This is a genomic window from Bradyrhizobium sp. MV1.5, from assembly GCF_055807615.1.
Genome location: NZ_JBVVPL010000038.1, coordinates 39983 through 61118 on the forward strand (window position 1 = coordinate 39983; position 21136 = coordinate 61118).

Here is a 21136-nt window from a genome sequence, read left to right on the forward strand (position 1 = left end):
CTCAATGCGTCCCCGGGCGGTCGGCATAGGGGTCAGGAATGCCGAGATGAGCCAGGATCTCTCGTTCGAGCGCTTCCATTTCCTCGGCGTCGTCTTCGTTTTCGTGGTCGTAGCCGACCAGATGCAGGAAACCGTGCACGGCGAGATGGCTCAAATGATGATCGAACGGCTTTTGATCCTCGTCCGCCTCACGCCGCATGGTCTCGTAGGCGATCGCGATGTCGCCGAGCATGCGCGGCGCATCGCCCGGCTTCCAGTCGCCTTCCGGCTGCAGCGCGGGAAACGACAGCACGTTGGTCGGCTTGTCGATGCCGCGCCAGTTGCTGTTCAGGGTACGGATGCCGGCATCATCGGTCAGCATCACCGCCACTTCCGCCTCCGCAACGTCTTCGTCGACATTCTCGGCGGCGGCCGCCACGGCGCGCTGGATCACGGTCTCGGAATCGGGCTCCCGCTGCCAGCAATCGGCGACGACGAGAACCTCAGTGATGGGAAGGTTGGGGTGTGACATTGTCCTTGTTCCGAACGAAGGGGCGCCGTGTCCGCGCCCATATGGTCCGGTTGCTGCCTCGTCAGGATTTACCGGCGGCCGGCCGCTGCGGCGCCCCTTCGTAGGCGGAGACGATCCGCGCCACCAGTTCGTGACGGATCACGTCTTCGGCCTTGAAATGAACTTGCGCAATACCTTCGACGCCGCTCAGCAGGCGCGTCGCCTCGGCGAGGCCCGAGGTCTGGCCGTTCGGTAAGTCGATCTGCGAGGGATCGCCGGTGACGATCATGCGGCTGTTCTCGCCGAGGCGGGTCAAAAACATCTTCATCTGCATCGACGTTGTGTTCTGCGCCTCGTCCAGGATAATGGCCGCGTTGGTCAGCGTGCGACCGCGCATGAAGGCGAGCGGGGCGATCTCGATCTCGCCGGTCTGCAGCGCGCGCTCGACAATGCGCGCGTCCATCAGGTCATAGAGCGCGTCGTAGATCGGGCGAAGATAAGGATCGACCTTCTCGCGGAGATCGCCGGGCAAAAAGCCGAGCCGCTCGCCGGCTTCCACCGCCGGGCGGGACAGGATGATCTTGTCGACTTCCTTGCGCTCGAACAGTTGCGCGGCATGCGCGACCGCGAGCCAGGTCTTGCCGGTGCCGGCGGGGCCGATGCCGAACACCAGCTCGTGCCGCTTCAGCGCGCGGATGTAGGAATCCTGCGCCGCCGTGCGCGCACGCACTGGGCGCTTGCGCAAATTGATGCTGTCGAAGGTGGATTTGGCCGACTTGGCGTCGAACTCGAACAGCGAGCCCTGCGCGATCACAGCCCGGATCGCGCCCTCGACTTCGCCCTGGTCGAGATCCTGTCCCTTCACGGCCTGGGCGTAGAGCGCCTCCAGCACGCGGCGCGCGGCATCGCAGCCGTCGCGCGAGCCGCCGATGGTGATGTGGTTGCCCTTGGAATCGACGACGACGCCGAGCCGCCGTTCGATCTGTGCCAGATGCTGGCCGTAAGGGCCGACCAGCGCCGACGCGGCGCGGTTGTCGTCGAAGTCGATGACGACCTGGGTCTCGGGCGGAACCTGCATGTCGCGGTCAAATTTGCGGCTGGGAGCGATGGAAGAAGACGAATCCGATGCGCTTTTTGGCAAGGGTTCAGGCTCCAGTGGCGATGGGCGATAAAGCGGGCACGCGCGCCATGGCGAGCTCGCCGAGGAAGCTGTAGCGTTCGAGACTGTCGATCCGGACCGGCAGGATCTGTCCGATGATGTCGGGCGAGGCCATCACATGCGCGGGCTGGAGGAAGGCGGTGCGGCCGACGATCTGGCCGTCCTTGCGGGCCGGACGCTCGAACAGCACATCGACCGTTGAGCCAATCGCAGCCTTGTTGAAGGCCGATTGCTGGCTGTCGATCAGTTCCTGGAGCCGCTCCAATCGTTGGTCCATCTCGGAGGGGGACACCGTCTCCTGCATGTCCGCGGCCGGCGTTCCCGGCCGGGCGGAGTATTTGAACGAATATGCCGCAGCGTAGCCGATTTGCGTGACAAGCGCGAGGGTGGCGAGAAAATCTTGCTCGCTCTCGCCGGGGAAGCCGACGATAAAATCTGATGAGAAAGCAATGTCTTGGCGTGCGGACCGGAAACGGTCGACGACCCGCCGATAATCATCGGCGGTATGTTTCCGGTTCATGGCGGCCAAAATCCGGTCCGAGCCCGACTGCACCGGCAGGTGCACGAACGGCATCAAGGCATCGAGATCGCGATGGGCTGCAATCAAACTGTCATCGACGTCACGGGGATGGCTGGTCGAATAACGCAGCCGCGCGACCCCCGGGAGCGCCGCAAGGTGCTCCAGCAGTCTGCCGAGCGGCCAGCTTTTTCCGTCCGGTCCCTCGCCGTGATAGGCGTTGACGTTCTGTCCGATCAGCGTGAGCTCGCGCACCCCGTTCTCGGTGAGCCGCTTCACGTCGTCGACGATCTTTGCCACCGGCCGCGAGACTTCCGAACCGCGCGTGTAAGGCACGACGCAGAAGGTGCAGAACTTGTCGCAGCCTTCCTGCACCGTGACGAAAGCGGAAATGCCGCGGGCGCGGATCGCGCCGGGCTTGGGCTGGGCGAGGAAGCCAAACTTGTCCTGAGCCGGGAATTCGGTCTCGATGGCGCGGCCTTCATTGCCTGCGCGCTTCAACAGCTGCGGCAAATGATGATAGCTCTGCGGTCCCACGACGACGTCGACCGCGGGTGCACGGCGCACGATCTCCTCGCCCTCGGCCTGTGCCACGCAGCCCGCGACCGCGATCTGCATGGTGCGCCCATCGCGCGCGGCTGCGTCCTTGGCGACGCGCAGGCGGCCGAGCTCCGAATAGACCTTTTCCGAGGCCTTCTCGCGGATATGGCAGGTATTGAGGATGACGAGGTCGGCGTCATCAGCGCTGGCCGTCTCCACGAATCCTTCCGGGGCCAGCGTGTCCACCATGCGCTGGGCATCGTAGACGTTCATCTGGCAGCCATATGATTTGATGTGCAGCTTGCGCGGCGGCGTCATGGAATCCGGAATTGAGGTGGGAGGACCGCCCTCAGATATAGGCTGGGGAGGCGAAAATCCAGCGATTGGGGGGCTTTTCGGTCGTCATTCCGGGCGCGACGCAGTCGCGAACCCGGAATCCAGAGGTTTTGGCATGAGATTCCGGGTTCGATGCTGGCGCATCGCCCCGGAATGACGCCGAGAGGAGGGATTCAGCCCGCCAGAGTGTCCGCCGCGACCTGCCGGACCAGCTCCGGCAATTGCCGCATATCGTCGAACGTCAATCCGGCCCCGGCGGCCCGTAGTCTTTCAGCGTGGCCTGGCGGGCAATGGCTGCCACCGTGAAAGCCCAGCACGGTCATCCCGGCGGCATGCGCACCGGTCACCCCGGGGACGCTGTCCTCGATCACAAGGCACCGCTCCGGCGCGACATTCATCTGCGCGGCGGCGAACAGAAAGAGATCGGGCGCGGGCTTGCCGCGTGCGACCTGGCTCGCGGAAAAGATGTTTGGAGCGAGCAGATCGTAGAGACCGGCGCAGGTCAGGCCGTGGTGGATCTTCTCCGGCGTGCCACTCGACGCAACGCATTTGGGCAAATCGATTGCGCCAATCGCTGCGGCCACATGGGTGATCGGCTGCAAATCGCTGGCATAGAATTGCAGCGTCGCCGCATTCACCTGGCTCTCGAGATCATCGGGAAGATTGCGGCCGATCTCCTGTTCGACCATTCGCCGTGCATCTTTCTCGGATACGCCGAGAAAGCGGACCAGCACCTGCTCCGATGTGATCGGATAGCCGTGTCTGGACAGCACATCCGCATGCGCGCGACAGGAGATCACCTCGCTGTCCACGAGCACGCCGTCGCAATCGAAGATGATGAGATCGAGAGGCACTTAGCTTGTGGGTTTGTCGTCGTCGAGCGGGACGCAATAGAGTTCGAGCCGATGATCGACTAGCTTGTAGCCGAGCTTGCGGGCGATCTCCGCCTGGAGCTTCTCGATCTCCTCGGAGGTGAACTCGATCACCTTGCCGTCGCGCAGATTGATGAGGTGGTCGTGATGGCTGTCGCGCATCTGCTCGTAGCGCGCGCGGCCTTCGCGGAAATCATGGCGCTCGATGATGCCTGCATCCTCGAACAGCTTGACGGTACGATACACGGTCGAGATCGAGATCTTGTCGTCGACGGCGACACAGCGGCGGTACAGTTCCTCGACATCGGGATGATCGACCGCCTCCGCGAGAACGCGGGCGATGACACGGCGCTGCTCGGTCATGCGCATGCCGGTGGCGGCACAGCGCGCCTCGATGCCGGACGCCTTGGAAGCGGGGGAAGGTTTAAGACCAGTCATGTGATGTCCGCCTGACGGGGCGCTTTCTGCCATCAATGTTACGACAAGTCACGTCGCATCAGAAGTGCGTTCAATTGTTCCCCGTTCGGCTGCTTATAGTAGCGTTCGCGGCGTCCGACCACCATGAATCCGGCTCGGTCGTACAGCCGCCGCGCCGGCTGGTTATTTTCCTCGACCTCGAGAAATATCGTGCGCACGCCGCGTCCTGCCAGGTGGCCGAGATGGGTCATCAGCAGCGTGCGAGAGAGGCCGCGTCCGCGATGGGCCTGGTCGACCGCGATCGAGAGGATCTCCGCTTCGTCCGCGCCGATCCGCGACACCGCGAAGCCCACTGTCTTGCGGCCGAGGCGCAACCGGTGCACCAGCGTGTTGCGCTCGCTGAGCATGCTCTCGAACTCGCCTTCGCCCCAACCGCGCGCGAAGGAGGCGCCGTGGAGCTGCGCGAGCCGTGCGACGTCGCGCGCGACAGCCGGCTCGACGACGGCCGTGCCGCCGCGCCACCATTCCGAGAACCAACTCATCATGAGCTTGCGGCTTGTGCTGCAAGCGGCAGTTGTGTGGACGGCTTTGCGTCGGGCGCTCGCAGGTAGAACGGCCGCGCCGGATTAGTCGCGGGATCGGCCGCGGCACCAAGCCATGCGACCCAGCCGATGTCGGGCGCGGGCTGCGCGTCCACCGCGACCGGCTGTGGCATGTCTTTCGGCCAGCGCTCGGCGAGGATGTTTGCGGCATTGCCGACCAGATGCGGCGCGCCGAATTGCGAAGCCGCGATTGCCTCGTCGATGGGAGCGACGCCCGGCCGCACCAGCTGACTGCCGTCACCGGCCACGATCTGGAAATAGACGTGGTCGTGCCGCGCGTCGATCGCCGAGATCACCGGCGCCGCTCCGCTCTGGCCGACGACGGCGGCGGCATAGGCCGACAGCGTGGTCAGGCCGACGGCGGGCCTCTTCGCAGCAAGCGCAAGGCCGCGGGCCGCCGAGATGCCGACGCGCAGGCCGGTGAAACTTCCGGGGCCCATGGTGACCGCGATGCGGTCGAGCGCGGTGAAGGCGAGATTGGCCGAGTGCATCACGCGCGCAATCATCGGCATCAGCGCTTCGGCGTGGCCGCGCTTCATCAGAAGCTGCTCCTGCGCGAGGAGCTGGCCGGAATCGGTGTCGAGAACGGCGACCGCGCACGCTTCCAGCGCGGTATCGATGGCAAGGATCAGCATGGAGCCATCATAGCATCATCCCGGTCGTCATGGCCGGGCTTGACCCGGCCATCCACGACTTTGCGCCCCAAGAACGTGGATGCCCGGGACAAGCCCGGGCATGACGGAGTCCAATTGATGGGTCGCGCGTGCAATTTACATCGGCCGGACTTCGACCACGTCGGGGACGAAGTGCTTGAGCAGGTTCTGGATGCCGTGCTGGAGCGTCGCGGTCGATGACGGGCAGCCGGCGCAGGAGCCCTTCATGTTGAGATAGACGATACCGTCCTTGAAGCCGCGGAAGGTGATGTCGCCGCCGTCATTGGCGACCGCCGGGCGCACGCGGGTCTCGATCAGATCCTTGATCATGTCGACCGTCTCGGCATCGGCTTCGTCGAAGAACTCGTCCTCGTCATCGAGATCGACATCGCTCGCGGCCGCACCGTCGGCGAGCAGCGGCGCGCCGGACATGTAGTGCTCCATGATGGCGCCGAGGATCGCGGGCTTGAGCTGCTGCCATTCACCGTTCGCTTTGGTCACGGTGATGAAGTCCGATCCGTAGAACACGCCGGTGACGCCGGGAACCTCGAACAGCTTTTCGGCGAGTGGCGAGCGTGCGGCCGATTCGCGGTTCGCAAATTCCATCGGTCCGCCGTCGACCACGACGCGGCCGGGAATGAACTTCAGCGTGGCGGGATTGGGAGTGGCTTCGGTTTGAATGAACATGGTTTTCTCCAGACGTCGCCGGTTCAAGGCCGGCGCGTGCTCTATCCACTAGCAGATGGCGACGGCGAACGCACGGTCAAGGGGTAAGTTGGCCGTTCACCTGGTATATCAGCGGGTTACGGCGCCCGCTTCTCCCTCTCCCGGCCATCAACGCGAGGTGAAGAGCAGCGGTCTAGGACAGCGAATCCACGCTCTGGTCGCTCAGCGCGCCGGGAATGACCGTCACCGGCACCGGGAACGTGCCCAGCGCGTGCGCCAGCAGGTTGACCAACGGCCCCGGGCCTTCCGCGCCCGGATTCGCGGCGAGCACCAGCATGGCGATGTCAGGGTCCTCGTCGATCACCGCCAGCAGCTGTTCCATGGCGGCGCCCGCGCGGATCACCCGTTCCGGCGTGATCGCAGCGATGCCGTTGGCCCGGCCGGCGGCGCGATCGAGCGCGGCTTCTGCCGCCTCCTGCGCCTCGGCGCGCATGATGTCGGCGACCCCCAGCCATTCCTGGCTCTGCTGTTCGGGCTCAATGATGCGGAGCATCACCACGCCGCCGCCGGCGCGGATCGCCCAGCGGCTGGCGTAATAGACCGCGCGATCCCATTCGGCGGTGTCGTCGACGATGACGAGGCATTTGGGCTTGTGACCCGGCTCGAAGCAAAGTCGCTTGCTGGTCATGCATGTCCCGGAATGTCCACGGCTGACATGCTGCCACACTCCGTCGCGCTTGGGGAGAGCGGAAGCGGCCGGCGCCGTGGCGCAGGCCGTGTCCTGAACGCGGAAATCAACGCCGGCGGATGAAGCCGACGATGTCCTTCGAGAGCTTCATGGTCTCGTCGGCGATCGTGCGCGCCCGGTCGGCGCCGTCGTTCAGGATCGTGTCGATATGGCCGGGGTCGGCGACGAGGCGCTTCATCTCGCCGGCGATCGGCGCGAGCTTGGTGACGCACAAATCCACCAGCGCGTTCTTGAAGCTGGAGAACTGTCCGCCGCCGAAATCCCTGAGCACGTCGGCCTTGGAGCGGCCGGAGAGTGCGGCGAAGATACCGACGAGATTGTCGGCCTCGGGGCGCGCTTCCAGACCCTTCTCCTCGGTCGGCAGCGGCTCCGGGTCGGTCTTGGCCTTGCGCACCTTCTGCGCGATGGTGTCGGCGTCGTCGGTCAGATTGATGCGCGAATTATCCGACGCGTCCGACTTCGACATCTTCTTGGTGCCGTCGCGCAAGCTCATCACGCGCGTCGCCGGACCCGTGATCAAGGGTTCCGGCAGCGGGAAGAACAGGCCGTCATTGGCGCCCTGGCTGCGGATCGAGTCAGCGAAGTCGTTGTTGAACTTCTGCGCGATGTCACGCGAGAGCTCGAGATGCTGCTTCTGGTCCTCGCCGACCGGCACGTGGGTGGCGCGGTAGAGCAGAATGTCGGCCGCCATCAGCACGGGATAGTCGAACAGCCCGACGGACGCGTTCTCGCGGTCCTTGCCGGCCTTCTCTTTGAACTGGGTCATGCGGCCCAGCCAGCCCATGCGCGCGACGCAGTTGAAGATCCAGGCGAGCTCGGCGTGGCCCGAGACCTGGCTCTGGTTGAACACGATGTGCTTGCTCGGATCGATGCCGCTGGCGATGAACGCCGCGGTCACCTCGCGGGTGTTGCGCGCGAGCTCGACCGGTCCACCCCAGACGTCCACGCCCTGCGTGATCGCATGCATGTCGACGACGCAATAGATGCAGTTGTGGGTTTCCTGCATCTTCACGAAGTTGACGATCGCGCCGAGGTAATTGCCGAGGTGCAGATTGCCCGTCGGCTGGACGCCCGAAAAAACCCGTTCAACGAATGGCATGGCAGCTTTCCTGCGAGATACGGGGCGTCGTTTCCAACAGCGGCGCTGCCCCGTCAAGGGTATTTCGCTAACCTCAGGCGCCGGGATCGGGCTGGGCGGGGCGCTTCAAGGCACCGGCCGCCTCGCGCCAGGACGCGACGCGGAGGATTTGCAGGAGCAAGCCATAGACGACGATTCCGGCGGCGATCTGTGATCCCAGCGCAATGAAGCGGATGAGCCCGTGGGCCTCCGAAGGCAAGAGGCCCGTGGTCAGCCACAGCAGGCCGCCCATGGCGACCGCCGCGAGCACGATTCGCGGCAGCCGGTTGCGGGCGGCGGCATCGACCGAGAAGCCGAATTCACGCGTGCCTTTCCGGAGCAGCGAGATCGCACTGCTCCAGGCGCCGGCGGCAATGCTGGCGGCGATCCCGCTCGCGCCGAAGAAATGACCGAGCAGGATCGCGAGCGCGACCGCGACCGCGAACCCTTTGGCAGTCGCCAGCAGCGGCGTCATCGTGTCGCTGCGGGCAAAATAGGCTGGCGACAGCGCCTTGATCAGCACATGCGCCGGCAGGCCCAGCGCCAGCCACATCAGGGCGCGCGCCGTGGCCGCGCTGTCCTCCGCGCCAAAGGCGCCATGTTCGAACAGCATCCGCACGATCGGCTCCGCCAGCACGATCAGGCCGAGCGTCGCCGGCAGTGCCAGCCCGGTCGCGAGTTCCAGCGCGCGCGATTCCGCATGCGCAACCGCATCGCGATCGCCGCTCCTCACCGCGCGCGTCAGCTCCGGGACCAGCACCGTGCCAATGGCGACGCCGACAATGCCAAGCGGCAGCTCGATCAGGCGGTTGGCGAAATAGAGCCAGGAGACCGCGGCAGGCGTGCCGGAGGCGATGATCGCGCCGGCCACCATCAGCCATTGCGGGCCGGAGCTTGCGATCATGCCCGGGATCGCCTTGGCAAAGAAGCCGCGCATGTCCTTGTCGAAGCTCACGCGCAGCGGTGTCGCCAGACGCGCACTTCGCTGCGACAGCAGCATCAGGAGCTGCAGCAGGCCGGCGATGCCGACGGTGGCCGCCAGCATCCACGCGGCGACGGTTTCATTGGCGTGCCACAGCAGGATTGCTGCGATCGCGGCGATCAAGGCGATGTTGAACAGCAGCGGCGAGAACGCGGTAAGTGCAAAGCGCCCCTGCGCGTTGAGCAGGCCCATCAGCACCGTGACGGGTCCCGCGAAGGCGAGATAAGGCAGCATCAGCCGTGCATTCTGGACGGCGAGATCGAGCGATGCGCTGCCGACGAAGCCCGGCGCGATGATCATGATGATCAGCGGCATCAGAAGTGCAATCACGATCGAGATTGCGATCAGGCCCGCGCTGACGGTACCGAGCACGCGTCCCGCGAACGCCGCCGCAGCCGCCTCGCCATCGCGTCCACGAACGCGCAGCCAGGCCGGGATCAACGCCGCATTCAGGGCGCCCTCGCTGAGCAGACGCCGGACCACATTGACGAGCTGAAATGCCGCCAGAAACGCGTCCGCCACGGCGCCGGTGCCGAGCAGCGCCGCGATCAGGGAATCGCGTGCAAAGCCCAGCAGCCGTGAAGCCAGTGTCCCCGTCGAGACGGTCAGGAAGGAGCGGATCATCGGAACTGCATAATACCGTTGCTTGCCCGCGAAGGGCCGGTCGTGATAGGCCGCGAGCCAGATTTCAGACCGACAGGAAGCGGATTTTCGCGGGTATCGCAATCCGCCAAACAGGATCAAGGTGAATGGCTGACGTGAAATATGACGTTCTCGGCATCGGCAACGCGCTGTTCGACGTGCTGGTCAAGACCGATGAAGCCTTCCTGGGCAAGCACGGCATGACCAAGGGCAGCATGTCCCTGATCGACGAGGCGCGGGCCGCCGCCATCTACGAGGACATGGGCCCGGCGACGGAAGTTTCCGGCGGTTCGGCCGCCAACACCATCGTCGGCATCGGCAGCCTCGGGGCGCGCGCAGCCTATGTCGGCAAGGTCAAGGACGACCAGATCGGGAAGCTCTACGTCCATGACATCCGCGCTGCCGGTGTCGCCTTCAACACGCCCGCGGCGAAGGACGGTCCTGCGACCGGCTGCTCCTATATCCTGGTGACCGACGACGGCGAGCGCACCATGAACACCTATCTCGGCGCCGCGCAGGATTTGTCGCCCGCCGACATCGACCCGGCCGAGATCGCCGCGGCCGGCATCGTCTACCTCGAGGGCTATCTCTGGGATCCCAAGAACGCCAAGGACGCCTTCGTCAAGGCGGCCAAGATCGCCCATGATGCCAAGCGCAAGGTGGCGCTGACGTTGTCGGATTCCTTCTGCGTCGATCGCTATCGCGACGAGTTCCTGGGGCTGATGCGCAACGGCACCGTCGACATCGTGTTCGCCAACGAGTCCGAGCTGCATTCGCTCTACCAGACCTCGGATTTCGACACCGCGCTCAAGCAGTTGCGCAACGACGTCAATCTCGGGGTGGTCACCCGCAGCGAAAAGGGCTGCATGGTGGTGTCAGTGGAAGACGCCGTCGCCGCCCCTGCATTCCCCATTGCCCGTCTGGTCGACACCACCGGCGCCGGCGACCTCTTCGCGGCCGGCTTCCTGTATGGTCTGGCGCGCAACCTGCCCTACAAGCAGTGCGGCGAGCTCGGCGCACTTGCGGCCGCCGAAGTGATCCAGCACATCGGCGCTCGTCCGCTTGTGTCGCTGAAGGAGCTGGCTGAGCAGCGCGGGTTGACGGTGTAACGCTCGTCTCTCTCCCGTCATTGCGAGGAGCGCAGCGACGAAGCAATCCAGACTGCCTCTGCGGAAAGAGTCTGGATTGCTTCGCTGCGCTCGCAATGACGATTGGGTTGGCAACCTACGCCGTCTTCGCCGACTTCAGCCCCAGCCGCTGCTCGACCTCATCGCGCATCAGGAATTTCTGGATCTTTCCGGTCACGGTCATCGGAAATTCGTCGACGAATTCCACGTAACGCGGGATCTTGTTGTGGGCGATCTGGCCATCGCAGAACGCGCGCACCTCTTCCATCGTCAGCGTCTCGCCGGACCTGACGCGGATCCAGGCGCAGAGCTCCTCGCCGTAGCGGGTATCGGCAACGCCAAAGATCTGCACGTCCTGAATCTTGGGGTGACGGTAGAGAAATTCCTCGATCTCGCGCGGATAGAGGTTCTCGCCGCCGCGGATCACCATGTCCTTGATGCGGCCGACGATGTTGCAATAACCCTGGTCGTCGATGATGGCGATGTCGCCGGTATGCATCCAGCCGTTGGCGTCGAGCACATCCGCGGTTTTCTCCGCCTCCTCCCAATAGCCCAGCATCACGCTGTAGCCGCGGGTGCAGAGCTCGCCCCGTTCGCCGCGCTTGACGATCTTGCCGTCGAGATCGACGACCTTGACCTCGACATGTGGATGGATTCGTCCGACCGTCGAGACGCGGCGATCGAGCGGATCGTCGACGGCGCTCTGGAAGCTGACCGGGCTTGTCTCGGTCATGCCATAGGCGATCGTGACCTCGCCCATGTTCATCTCGCTATTGACGCGCTTCATCACTTCGATCGGGCAGGGTGCACCGGCCATGATGCCGGTGCGCAGCGATGTCAGATCGAAGTTCGAGAATTCGCCGTGGTCGAGTTCGGCGATGAACATCGTCGGCACGCCGTACAGCGCGGTGCATTTTTCCTGCTCGATCGTCCGCAGCGTCGCGAGCGGATCAAACCCCTCGCCGGGATAGACCATCGTTGCGCCAAGCGTGACGGAGGCGAGGTTGCCCATGACCATGCCGAAGCAATGATAGAGCGGCACCGGAATGCAGATGCGGTCCTGTTCGGTCAGGCGCATGGCGCGGCCGACGAAATAGCCGTTGTTGAGAATGTTGTGATGGGTCAGCGTCACGCCCTTGGGCGATCCCGTCGTTCCGCTGGTGAACTGGATGTTGACGGCATCGTCGAATTGCAGGGAGGCACCGAGCGTGGCGAGCTGCTCGCTATGCAGGGTCCCGCCCATGCCGGCGACCTCCTCGAACGGGATCGTGCCCGGGCAGGCGGGGCCGCCGATCTGGATCACGATGCGCAAGGCCGGTAGCCGCGCGGCGCGCAATTGCCCGGGCTTGGCGCTCGCAAGCTCCGGCAACAGCGTGTTGAGCATGTCCATGTAGTTGCTGGTCTTGAACGCCGTCGCGGTGACGATGGCGCTGCATCCGACCTTGTGCAGCGCGAATTCCAGCTCGCTCAGCCGGTAGGCCGGATTGATCGTCACCAGGATGAGACCGGCCTTGGCGGCGGCGAACTGGGTCAGCGTCCATTCCGGCCGGTTCAGCGACCAGATGCCGATCCGTTCGCCGCGTTCGAGGCCGAGTGCGACAAATCCGGCGGCGAGCGCGTCGACCCGCGCGGCAAGCTCGTTCCATGTCCATCTCACGCCGTGGCTGGGCGAGACCAGCGCCTCGCGATCGCTCCAGCGTCGCGCGGCCTGATCGAGGCTGCGCCCGATCGTGTCGCCGAGCAGCGGCGTGTCGGAGATGCCGCAAACGTAACTGTCGGCTTTGTCTGCCAAGATCATATCCTCCAGCCAGGTGCGTGGACGGCCGGGACAACAGGCCCGGCCGCGACGCGTCGTGAGAGTTAGGCGCGCGTTACGCCGCCTTCTGCCCGCTGCCGGCATCGAGCCCGGCATAGACGCCGCGCTCGAAGCCGGCAAAAGCCTCGAGACACTTTGCGTCGGCGAATGGCAGCAACTGCATCAGGATCACGCCGGTGACGTCGCGCGCCGGGTCGATCCAGTAATAGGTGTTGGCGAGGCCCGCCCAGGCGAGGCTGCCCGCGCTGCGCCCCTCGGCGGTCTTCGCGGTGTTGATCATGAAGCTGAGGCCCCACTTCTTCACCTGCTCGGGGTAGAGATCGACGTCATTGGTGTACATCGGCGCCGCCGTGGTCATCTTGCCCATGGCGAGGTCGCCGATGTGGTTCTGCCCCATCGTCGTGACGGTCTCGGCCTTCAGCACTTGATTGCCGTTGCCGCGGCCCTTGTTCAGGATCATCTGAGTGAACCTGATATAGTCGGCCGCGGTCGAATAAAGGCCGCCGCCACCCATGTGGAATTCGGGCTCCTGCTCGAGTTCGAACGGGATCGCGGCGAGCTGGCCATCCTCGCCGCGCGCATGCATGCCGACCAGACGCTTGCGCATGTCGTCGGTGATCTTGAAGGCAGTGTCGCTCATGCCAAGCGGTGCGAACAGATTGTCGCGCAGATAGGCATCGAGGCGCTTGCCGCTGACGGCTTCCACCGCCTTGCCGACGAAATCGATATTGGTGCCGTATTCCCAGCGCGTGCCGGGGTCGGTCATGATGGGCGTCTTCAAGGCCGCGTTCTGGCACGTAGTGATGGCGGGGATGCCGTTCTTGTCCAGATAGACCGCGAGATCGCCATTCCACATGTTGTAGCAGAAGCCTGCGGTGTGGGTCATGAGCTGGCGCAGCGTGATCGGCCCCTTGGCCGGCCGCAGTTTTGGTTCGCCCTTGGCATCGAAACCTTCGAGCACCTGCGGCTTGGCGAGATCGGGCAGCACCTCGCCGATCGGCGCATCCAGCGACAGCTTGCCTTGCTCGACAAGCTGCATCGCGCCCGCTGATGTCACCGCCTTCGTCATCGATGCGATCCAGAACACGCTGTCGGCGGTCATCGCATCCGGCTTGGACAGGTCGCGCTTGCCGAACGCGCCCTGATACAGCACGTCGGTACCGCTGGCGGCGATAGCGACGACGCCCGGAATCTCCCTGGCTTCGCTCTTCTGGCGCAGAATCTGATCGATCTCAGCTTTGCCTTGCATACGCGTTTCCTCCGGTTTGATTATTGTTGGAAGCGATCGATTGTCCTCCCGCGTGCGCCGCGCGGCAAGCACATCCACATACCTGCCGCGGTCGCGATGTCGTGACTTGACGGTCGGCTCCCTGCGCCCGACGACAAGGCGGCTGAACTACAACACTCCGTCACAATCTGCGGTGGATGGCCGCAGCCAGCGGTGACCGTGGATGGCTCCTGGCGATATGTTTCGACTGTTTGAAGCACTTGAAACATTTTGTGAGCTGCGGCGTTCAGTTCTCGGCCGATCGACGGCCAACGTTAAGACTTGATGCAATTTTGGCGGCCGCCCACCGGCCGTGATGGGGACCTCAGATGATTTCGACCTGGAGCGAATGGAAGCGCTATCCCCGTCCCGGACGGGGCGAGAACCTGGAAGCGCCGATTGCGCCTGGAATCTTTGAAGTCCGCATCGCCGGCACCGGTGCGCTCTATTCGTTCGGCGCGGTCGACAATCTGGCGCAGGCGCTTGCGCTGCTGCCGGTCGGTTCAAAGTCCTGGTTCGGCCGCCGCAACGCCTCCGACGTCCCCGATCTCGAATACCGGACCTGCGCGACCTCTTCGAAGGCGGACGCCAAGGCCGCCGCCGAGCGCATGATCGGGCGGCGCGAGACCTATCTGAGCGGCGCGGCGTAAGGACGCGCCGCTCCCAGCCTGGCTCCCAGCAGATGTGCGTTGCGGGACGGTGCATTGCGCGCCGCTTCTCCCTATATTCCGGCCGAACCGGAACAGCCCGCAAAAGCCTTTGGGAGTAACGCCATGACCCCGACCGCCACCGCTCGTGCCCAGCACGCCACGTCCAATCTGCGCGACCGGTTGAAGGACCCGTCGCTTCTGAAGGAGGCCTGCTACATCGACGGCGCCTGGGTCGGATCGCCGGTCTTCGCCGTCAACAATCCCGCGACCGGCGTCGAGCTCGCAAAGGTTCCGCAGCTTTCGGCCGATGACGCCACCAGGGCGGTCGAGGCCGCCGAGCGCGCCTTCCCGGCCTGGGCCAAGCACACCGCCAAGCAGCGCTCCAACATCTTGCGCAAATGGTTCGAGCTGATTGTCGCCAATCGCGAGGACCTCGCGCTGATCCTCACCTCCGAACAGGGCAAGCCGCTCACCGAAGCCCTCGGCGAGGTCGACATCGGCGCCGCCTATATCGAGTTTTTCGCCGAGGAGGCCCGCCGCGTCTACGGCGAGACCATCCCGACCCAGCGGCCGGATGCGCGCCTGCTCGCGATCAAGCAGCCGATCGGCGTCTGCGGCGCCATCACACCGTGGAATTTCCCGAACTCGATGATCACCCGAAAGGTCTCGCCGGCGCTGGCTGCGGGCTGCACCGTGGTGCTTAAGCCCGCCAACGAGACGCCACTCTCGGCCCTGGCGCTGGCCGTGCTTGCCGAGAAGGCCGGCATCCCCAAGGGCGTGCTCAACATCATTACCGGCGATGCAGCGCCGATCGGCAAGGTGCTGTGCGAGCATCCGGCCGTGCGTTTCGTCGGCTTCACCGGCTCGACGGCGGTCGGCAAGATTCTCTACCGGCAGGCCTCAGTCGGCGTGAAGCGGCTCGGCCTCGAGCTCGGCGGCAATGCGCCGTTCGTGGTGTTCGACGACGCCGATATCGATGCGGCGGTCGAGGGCGCGATCGTCTCGAAATACCGCAACATGGGCCAGACCTGCGTCTGCGCCAACCGCCTCTACGCCCAGGACAAGATCTACGACGAGTTTGTCCAGAAGCTGTCCAAGAAAGTCGCGGCGATGAAGATCGGCGACGGCACGGAAAGCGGCGTTACGCAGGGCCCGCTGATCAATCTGAAAGCGGTCGACAAGGTCGAGCGCCACATTGCGGACGCCGTGAAGCGCGGCGCCAAGGTCGTCACCGGCGGCAAGCGCAGCGAGCTCGGACGCTCGTTCTTCGAGCCGACGGTGCTCTCCGACGTCAAGCCGGACTCGCTGGTGGCGCAGGAGGAGACTTTCGGCCCGCTCGCGCCGGTGATCCGCTTCAAGGACGAGGCCGACGTCATCGCGATGTGCAACGCCTCGCCGTTCGGGCTCGCCTCCTACTTCTACTCCCGCGATCTCGGCCGCGTCTGGCGTGTCGCCGAGGCACTGGAATCCGGCATGGTCGGCGTCAATACCGGCCTGATCACCACCGAAGTCGCGCCCTTCGGCGGCGTCAAGGAAAGCGGCCTCGGCCGCGAAGGCTCGCATCACGGCATGGAAGAATATGTCGAGATCAAATACGTGATGATGGCGGGGGTGTAGGGCTCGCCATCCCTGGTCGTCCTGGCGAAAGCCAGGACCCATTACCCCAGGGAGGCGTTTGGCGAAGATTGGTGGTCCGGTACTTCCGCCGCCTGCGATAGATAGATTCCGCGGTATGGGTCCTGGCTTTCGCCAGGACGACATCCAATGTGTGGTGCGCTCGTTGCCCTACGGCGTTCGCTAGCGCCTCAACACCGCGATCGTCCGGTTCGCAAACGTCAGCCGCTCCGCCATGACCGACACGAAATAGGTCAGCAGCTTGTGGCTGAGCTCCGGATCCTCGGTCTTGATGGCGTCGAACTGGTGTGTGTTCAACACGTAGAGCACGCTATCGACTTCGGCCTGGATCGTCGCGCTGCGCGGTGTCTGTGACACCAGCCCCATCTCGCCGATCGTGGTGTAACGGCCGAGGCTTCGCACGCGCGTGGTGCGGTCGTCGTCGGCCGGGATCATGATGCCGACGCGGCCGTCGAGGATGAAATGCATGGAATCTGCGGGATCGCCGGCCTGCACGATGACCTCGCCGGCTTCGACCTCGATGCGCTGGCAACGGCGGATCAGCTCGTCGGCGCCGTCTTCGCTGCCGAGCATTCGCGTGAACCAGTCGCGCAGGCTGGCTTCTTCCTGCGCCAGCTCCTGATGCTGCGAGATGAGCTCGTTCTCGCACCATTCCAGCGCGCGATCGAGCTCGGGGATGATGGTGACGCCGTCGCCGACGAAGTCGCTGGAGCGCAGCACCTTCTCGGCCGCAGCCGACAGATGCACCAGGATCAGCTCGACGCCGAGTTCGCCAGCGCTGCGCTTGATCTGGGCAAAGCTATAGGCAGCCGATGAATCCACGCCGGTGACGAGCTTGAAGTCGAACAACAGATAGCGGCATTCGGGGCGCTCCTGAAGCAGTCGCTTGACGTGCTGGTAGAGCCGGTTGGCGGAGCCGAAAAACAGATAGCTCTGGAGATTGAGGCCCTGGATCTTGCCGCCATGGGCCAGCAGCACGTCCTGGTCGTCGCGCGAGCGGTCGAGCGAGGAGCGGTACTCCGAGCCGTCGAAACTGTATTTGATCGATTCGACCCGCGCGGCGCTGAACGCAAACGTTGCGCAGCCGATGATGACGCCGATCAGGATGCCCGGGACGAAACCCCAGGCCACGATGATCGCGATGATGGCGATCAGCGAAAGATATTCGAGCTTCGACAGACGCTTGCGCGACTCGATGATCCATTTGTGCAACTGGTCGGCGCCGAGATAGAGCAACAGGCCGCCGAGCACGAATTTGGGGATGAAGCCGAGCAGCTCGGGTGCGACGGCGAGCACCAGCAGCGACAGCGCTGCGGCCGTGAGGCCGGACAGGCGCCCGCGGCCGCCGCTGGAGAAATTGAGCATCGAGCGGCTGGTCGAGCTGCAGCCGGGGTAGCCGCCCAGCATGCCGGTCAGGATATTGGCGGCGCCGGTGACATTCAGCTCACACTCCAGATTGGCTTCGCGATGCGTGGCCACCTCGATGCCGGTGGTGTTGAACAGCGTGCTCGAGGCCGTGACGAAGATGACGGCAACGACATTGCCAAGCAGGTCCGGGATGGCAAACCAGGGATAGCGGACGAGATCGTCGGTGTGCCAGGGCAGCATGAAGACCGCTTGCGGCGGGGCCTGAAAGGTCCAGCCCAGCGTGCGCGCCTCATCGAAGGAAACGCCGGTGAGCCAGAACGCCAGATGCGCGGTGAGCACGCCGCCGACCAGGATGATGGGCAGTCCGAACGGGCTGCGCGAGCGGTGCCAGGTGAGATACAGCACCAGCGCCATGGCGCAGGCGGCACCGAGCTCCAGCACGATGGTGCGGTTGGCGAAGTGCGACAGCGTCGCGAATTGCAGCGGATGGTCGGTGATCACCCGGACCGCACCCATGACAATGAGAAGTCCGGTTGCGCCGAGGAAGCCGCCGACCACCGGATAAGGCACGTAGCGGATGGCGCGGCCAAGCCGCGTCAAGCCGAGGCCACACAGCACCAATCCCGTCAGCATCGTCGACAGGCCGAGCGTGATCAGGATCGGTGACAGCAACGGCGTCGACAGGTTCGCGATCTCGATACGTTCGACCACCGAGGCGGCCAGGATACCCGTCACCGCGGCAGTCGAGCTGTCGGGGGCTGCAATCGCGAAGGGCAGGGAGCTGCCGAGCGCGACGACGGCCGCAAGTACCGCGGAGCTGACGAAAGTTGCCGTGATGCCGTAGGACAGATAGGGCGACAGCGGCCCCGCGAAGATCAGCAGCGAATAGGACAGTCCGAACGTGACGGTCAGGACACTGGCGGCGCTGCCGCCCAATATATCGTTCAGCGCGCGCTTGAGCGCCGGATTAAGCCCGGTCGACGGAGTGAAGCCAATTGCGGGATCGGTCACGCCGTGACACTCGCTCATGAAAATTCCTGTTCGAGACGTAGACGACTGCGAGCCTAGCGCAACAGGATTCTTGCAAGTATGAGCTATCCGACAGGTCTGGCGGCGCTTATTGCTTCAACCATCAGCAGGTTCCGCTCCGAGCGGACGCGATCTATCGTGTGTGAACGGCCAATCATACACGGCAGATGGAAGAAACTGGAGCGCCCGCCATTCGGCGTCGTCCTGGCGAAAGCCAGGATCCATTACCCCAGGGAGCAGTTTGGCGATGATTGTGCCTTCGGGATTTGCACCGAACGCACGGGATAGACCTCACGGTATGGGTCCTGGCTTTCACCAGGACGACGCCGGGGAGGCATCGTGCCGGCGGGCAATGATGGCGCGGGACGAAACAGCCGAGCTAGATCTTCAGCTCACCCCCCGTCACGCGGCGATACGCTTCCAGATACCGCTTGCTGGTCGCGTCCACCACGCTTGCGGGCAAAGGCGGCGGCGGGGCGTCGCCGTTCCAGCGGCCGGCGCGGCGTTCGACGTCGAGATAGTCACGCAGCGGCTGCTTGTCGAAGCTCGCCTGCGGCTGGCCGGGCTTGTAAGCGTCGACGGCCCAGAATCGCGAGGAATCAGGTGTCATCACCTCGTCGATCAGGATGATGCGGCCGTCCTTGTCGCGGCCGAATTCGAACTTGGTGTCGGCGATGATGATGCCCTGCTCGCGGGCGAGCTCCTCGCCGAGCGTGTAGATCGCGCGCGTCATGCTCTCGAGCGTATAGGCCGTCTCGTCGCCGACGACCTCGCGCATCTTCGCGATGGTGATGTTCTCGTCATGGCCGGTCTCGGCCTTGGTCGCCGGGCTGAAGATCGAAGGCTCCAGCTTCTCGCTCTCGACCAGTCCCGCTTTCAGCTTTTCGCCGGCCAGCGTGCCGCTTGCCGCATATTCCTTCCAGGCCGAGCCCGAGAGATAACCGCGGATCACGCATTCGATCGGAAATACCGTGGTGCGGCGGCACAGCATGGCGCGGCCGAGAATCTCGGCGCGATGCGGTCTCAAGGCCGGCACGGCGGCGATGATCTCGTCGGTGTCGGCGCTGATCATGTGATGCGGCACCACGCCTTCGAGCTCGTTGAACCAGAACGCGCTGATTTGCGTCAGGACCGCGCCCTTCATCGGGATGGTCTCGCCCATCACGACGTCGAAGGCGCTGATGCGGTCGGTGGTGACGAGCAGCAGGCGGTCGTCGTCGACGGCGTAGATATCACGTACCTTGCCGCGCCCGATCTTGGGCAGCGGCAGGTCGCTGGAGAGCATGGTGGTCATCGGCAGAACTTTCGGAGCAAGGCATTGCGACAGGACATCCGGCCGCGCCTGATCGCGCGACCGGAAACCGGGATAGCCTATTCCGGCAGCGGAATGAACTCATGTTCCTGCGGAACCGCCGCGAATCGGCCGGTTTTCCAGTCCTGCTTGGCCTGCTCGATCCGCTCCTTGCTGGAGGAGACGAAATTCCACCAGATGTGGCGCGGGCCTTCCAGGGCGTCGCCGCCCAGAAACATCATCCGTGTGGCTTTGAGCACCTTCACCGTGATGCGGTCGCCCGGACGGAAGATCAGCAGTCGCGGCCCCTCGTAGCGCTCGTTCGCGATCTCGACCTCGCCGTCGACGACGTAGATGGCGCGCTCCTCGTGATCAGGATCGAGCGGCACGATCGCGCCCGCGACCGCCGTGACCTCGGTATAGAACCAGGGCGACACCATCGAAACAGGTGAGGTGACGCCGAAGGCCGAGCCCGCGATCACCTTCGCGGTGAAGTCGCGCTCGGAGACCATCGGCAAGTCACCAGCGCCGTAGTGCTGGAACGACGGCGCGATCTCTTCCGATCCGGCCGGCAGCGCGATCCAGCTTTGTAGGCCGAGCATCTTCTGCCCCGAGGCGCGTTGTACATCCGGGGTGCGCTCGGAATGCGCGATGCCGCGGCCGGCCGTCATCAAATTCATCGCGCCGGGCTGGATCTCCTGGATGTTGCCCTCACTGTCGCGATGCATGATAGCGCCGTCGAACAGATAGGTGACGGTGGCAAGCCCGATATGCGGATGCGGCCGAACATCCATGCCCTTGCCAGAGACGAATTGCACCGGCCCGAAATGGTCGAAGAAGATGAAGGGACCGACCATCTGGCGCTTGCCGTGCGGCAATGCGCGCCGGACCGCGAAGCCATCGCCGAGATCGCGCGTGCGCGGTACGATGACGAGATCGAGCGCATCGCAGGACATGGGATCGCCGAGCACGGGATCGTTCGAGGGTTGCCAGCTCATGTGGACTCCTTTTGGCTTTTTCGAGCTAAATCCTAGCAGGATTTCGCGCGGCCGTCGCGGCTAAGCCCGGACCACATACTCCGCCGTCATCGCCCCCGCAAGCCGGCGCGCAACTTCACCCCGGCCGGCCGGTTGGGGAAAAGACGCGCCCGAGCAAAGGATAGTGACGGCTACACCCGCCGGGGAAGGAGAGGCCGGCGCCCCATGGTCATTT

The 21136-nt window shown here is 64.6% G+C and carries 19 protein-coding genes; 3 read left to right on the forward strand and 16 right to left on the reverse strand.

Features of this window, described 5'->3' with window-relative positions; translation table 11 throughout:
• Position 1: 1 nt before the first annotated feature.
• The 11 genes from ybeY to murJ all read right to left on the reverse strand — a co-directional run bounded on the left by ybeY (position 2) and on the right by murJ (position 9723).
• Positions 2-511, reverse strand: a complete 510-nt coding sequence (gene ybeY / locus AC0L2J_RS27720; RefSeq protein ID WP_473395116.1) for an rRNA maturation RNase YbeY — start codon at positions 509-511, stop codon at positions 2-4.
• Between the two features lie 61 nt (positions 512-572).
• Entirely contained in the window at positions 573-1631 is a 1059-nt protein-coding gene (locus AC0L2J_RS27725; RefSeq protein ID WP_083843113.1) for a PhoH family protein, read from the reverse strand.
• A 4-nt stretch (positions 1632-1635) separates the two neighbouring features.
• A complete protein-coding gene (gene miaB / locus AC0L2J_RS27730; protein ID WP_473395117.1) occupies positions 1636-3024 on the reverse strand; it encodes a tRNA (N6-isopentenyl adenosine(37)-C2)-methylthiotransferase MiaB in 1389 nt (462 codons plus the stop codon).
• Positions 3025-3215: 191 nt separating this feature from the next.
• Positions 3216-3896 carry an HAD family hydrolase gene (locus tag AC0L2J_RS27735; RefSeq protein ID WP_063992145.1) on the reverse strand — a complete coding sequence of 227 codons (681 nt, stop codon included), beginning with the start codon at positions 3894-3896 and terminating at the stop codon, positions 3216-3218.
• Positions 3897-4352: a Fur family transcriptional regulator gene (locus AC0L2J_RS27740; protein ID WP_007598312.1), complete on the reverse strand. Its 456-nt coding sequence runs from the start codon at positions 4350-4352 to the stop codon at positions 3897-3899.
• 38 nt (positions 4353-4390) lie between these two features.
• Positions 4391-4876 carry a ribosomal protein S18-alanine N-acetyltransferase gene (gene rimI / locus AC0L2J_RS27745; protein WP_063992144.1) on the reverse strand — a complete coding sequence of 162 codons (486 nt, stop codon included), beginning with the start codon at positions 4874-4876 and terminating at the stop codon, positions 4391-4393.
• A complete protein-coding gene (gene tsaB / locus AC0L2J_RS27750) occupies positions 4873-5568 on the reverse strand; it encodes a tRNA (adenosine(37)-N6)-threonylcarbamoyltransferase complex dimerization subunit type 1 TsaB (RefSeq protein WP_473395118.1) in 696 nt (231 codons plus the stop codon). Before tsaB ends, rimI begins: the two co-directional genes overlap by 4 nt.
• 135 nt (positions 5569-5703) lie before the next feature.
• Positions 5704-6273 (reverse strand): NifU family protein, encoded by a 570-nt coding sequence (locus AC0L2J_RS27755; RefSeq protein ID WP_354170455.1) that lies wholly within the window; start codon positions 6271-6273, stop codon positions 5704-5706.
• A 172-nt stretch (positions 6274-6445) separates the two neighbouring features.
• Entirely contained in the window at positions 6446-6940 is a 495-nt protein-coding gene (locus AC0L2J_RS27760; protein WP_473395120.1) for a universal stress protein, read from the reverse strand.
• A 106-nt stretch (positions 6941-7046) separates the two neighbouring features.
• Positions 7047-8099, reverse strand: a complete 1053-nt coding sequence (gene trpS / locus AC0L2J_RS27765; protein ID WP_473395121.1) for a tryptophan--tRNA ligase — start codon at positions 8097-8099, stop codon at positions 7047-7049.
• Between the two features lie 73 nt (positions 8100-8172).
• Positions 8173-9723: a murein biosynthesis integral membrane protein MurJ gene (murJ, locus tag AC0L2J_RS27770; protein WP_473395122.1), complete on the reverse strand. Its 1551-nt coding sequence runs from the start codon at positions 9721-9723 to the stop codon at positions 8173-8175.
• Positions 9724-9848: 125 nt separating this feature from the next.
• Between murJ and AC0L2J_RS27775 the strand changes: the two genes are divergently transcribed.
• Positions 9849-10850 carry an adenosine kinase gene (locus AC0L2J_RS27775; protein ID WP_007603881.1) on the forward strand — a complete coding sequence of 334 codons (1002 nt, stop codon included), beginning with the start codon at positions 9849-9851 and terminating at the stop codon, positions 10848-10850.
• Positions 10851-10965: 115 nt separating this feature from the next.
• Here AC0L2J_RS27775 and AC0L2J_RS27780 read toward each other — a convergent pair whose 3' ends face one another.
• Both AC0L2J_RS27780 and AC0L2J_RS27785 read right to left on the reverse strand, forming a co-directional pair.
• Positions 10966-12660 carry an AMP-binding protein gene (locus AC0L2J_RS27780; RefSeq protein ID WP_473395123.1) on the reverse strand — a complete coding sequence of 565 codons (1695 nt, stop codon included), beginning with the start codon at positions 12658-12660 and terminating at the stop codon, positions 10966-10968.
• A 79-nt stretch (positions 12661-12739) separates the two neighbouring features.
• Positions 12740-13933, reverse strand: coding sequence for a serine hydrolase domain-containing protein (locus AC0L2J_RS27785; protein ID WP_473395124.1), 1194 nt, complete (start codon positions 13931-13933; stop codon positions 12740-12742).
• 347 nt (positions 13934-14280) lie between these two features.
• On the opposite strand from AC0L2J_RS27785, the gene AC0L2J_RS27790 reads away from it, so the two are divergent.
• On the forward strand, positions 14281-14601 hold the full coding sequence (locus AC0L2J_RS27790; RefSeq protein WP_473395125.1) for a hypothetical protein: 321 nt from the start codon (positions 14281-14283) through the stop codon (positions 14599-14601).
• Between the two features lie 123 nt (positions 14602-14724).
• Entirely contained in the window at positions 14725-16218 is a 1494-nt protein-coding gene (locus tag AC0L2J_RS27795; RefSeq protein WP_473395127.1) for an NAD-dependent succinate-semialdehyde dehydrogenase, read from the forward strand.
• 180 nt (positions 16219-16398) lie between these two features.
• Here AC0L2J_RS27795 and AC0L2J_RS27800 read toward each other — a convergent pair whose 3' ends face one another.
• The 3 genes from AC0L2J_RS27800 to AC0L2J_RS27810 all read right to left on the reverse strand — a co-directional run bounded on the left by AC0L2J_RS27800 (position 16399) and on the right by AC0L2J_RS27810 (position 20922).
• On the reverse strand, positions 16399-18615 hold the full coding sequence (locus tag AC0L2J_RS27800) for an SLC26A/SulP transporter family protein (RefSeq protein ID WP_473395129.1): 2217 nt from the start codon (positions 18613-18615) through the stop codon (positions 16399-16401).
• 397 nt (positions 18616-19012) lie between these two features.
• Positions 19013-19927: a phosphoribosylaminoimidazolesuccinocarboxamide synthase gene (locus AC0L2J_RS27805; RefSeq protein WP_473395128.1), complete on the reverse strand. Its 915-nt coding sequence runs from the start codon at positions 19925-19927 to the stop codon at positions 19013-19015.
• 77 nt (positions 19928-20004) lie between these two features.
• The gene (locus AC0L2J_RS27810; RefSeq protein ID WP_007603873.1) at positions 20005-20922 is read right to left on the reverse strand and encodes a pirin family protein; all 918 of its coding nucleotides are present in this window, start codon (positions 20920-20922) and stop codon (positions 20005-20007) included.
• Positions 20923-21136 lie beyond the last annotated feature (214 nt).

Coding starts and splice junctions, on each gene's coding strand:
- ybeY (WP_473395116.1), bottom strand. CDS start 511: ATGTCACACCCCAACCTTCCCATCACTGAGGTTCTCGTCGTCGCCGAT.
- miaB (WP_473395117.1), bottom strand. CDS start 3,024: ATGACGCCGCCGCGCAAGCTGCACATCAAATCATATGGCTGCCAGATG.
- AC0L2J_RS27740 (WP_007598312.1), bottom strand. CDS start 4,352: ATGACTGGTCTTAAACCTTCCCCCGCTTCCAAGGCGTCCGGCATCGAG.
- rimI (WP_063992144.1), bottom strand. CDS start 4,876: ATGATGAGTTGGTTCTCGGAATGGTGGCGCGGCGGCACGGCCGTCGTC.
- tsaB (WP_473395118.1), bottom strand. CDS start 5,568: ATGCTGATCCTTGCCATCGATACCGCGCTGGAAGCGTGCGCGGTCGCC.
- AC0L2J_RS27755 (WP_354170455.1), bottom strand. CDS start 6,273: ATGTTCATTCAAACCGAAGCCACTCCCAATCCCGCCACGCTGAAGTTC.
- AC0L2J_RS27760 (WP_473395120.1), bottom strand. CDS start 6,940: ATGACCAGCAAGCGACTTTGCTTCGAGCCGGGTCACAAGCCCAAATGC.
- trpS (WP_473395121.1), bottom strand. CDS start 8,099: ATGCCATTCGTTGAACGGGTTTTTTCGGGCGTCCAGCCGACGGGCAAT.
- murJ (WP_473395122.1), bottom strand. CDS start 9,723: ATGATCCGCTCCTTCCTGACCGTCTCGACGGGGACACTGGCTTCACGG.
- AC0L2J_RS27775 (WP_007603881.1), top strand. CDS start 9,849: ATGGCTGACGTGAAATATGACGTTCTCGGCATCGGCAACGCGCTGTTC.
- AC0L2J_RS27785 (WP_473395124.1), bottom strand. CDS start 13,933: ATGCAAGGCAAAGCTGAGATCGATCAGATTCTGCGCCAGAAGAGCGAA.
- AC0L2J_RS27790 (WP_473395125.1), top strand. CDS start 14,281: ATGATTTCGACCTGGAGCGAATGGAAGCGCTATCCCCGTCCCGGACGG.
- AC0L2J_RS27795 (WP_473395127.1), top strand. CDS start 14,725: ATGACCCCGACCGCCACCGCTCGTGCCCAGCACGCCACGTCCAATCTG.
- AC0L2J_RS27805 (WP_473395128.1), bottom strand. CDS start 19,927: ATGACCACCATGCTCTCCAGCGACCTGCCGCTGCCCAAGATCGGGCGC.
- AC0L2J_RS27810 (WP_007603873.1), bottom strand. CDS start 20,922: ATGAGCTGGCAACCCTCGAACGATCCCGTGCTCGGCGATCCCATGTCC.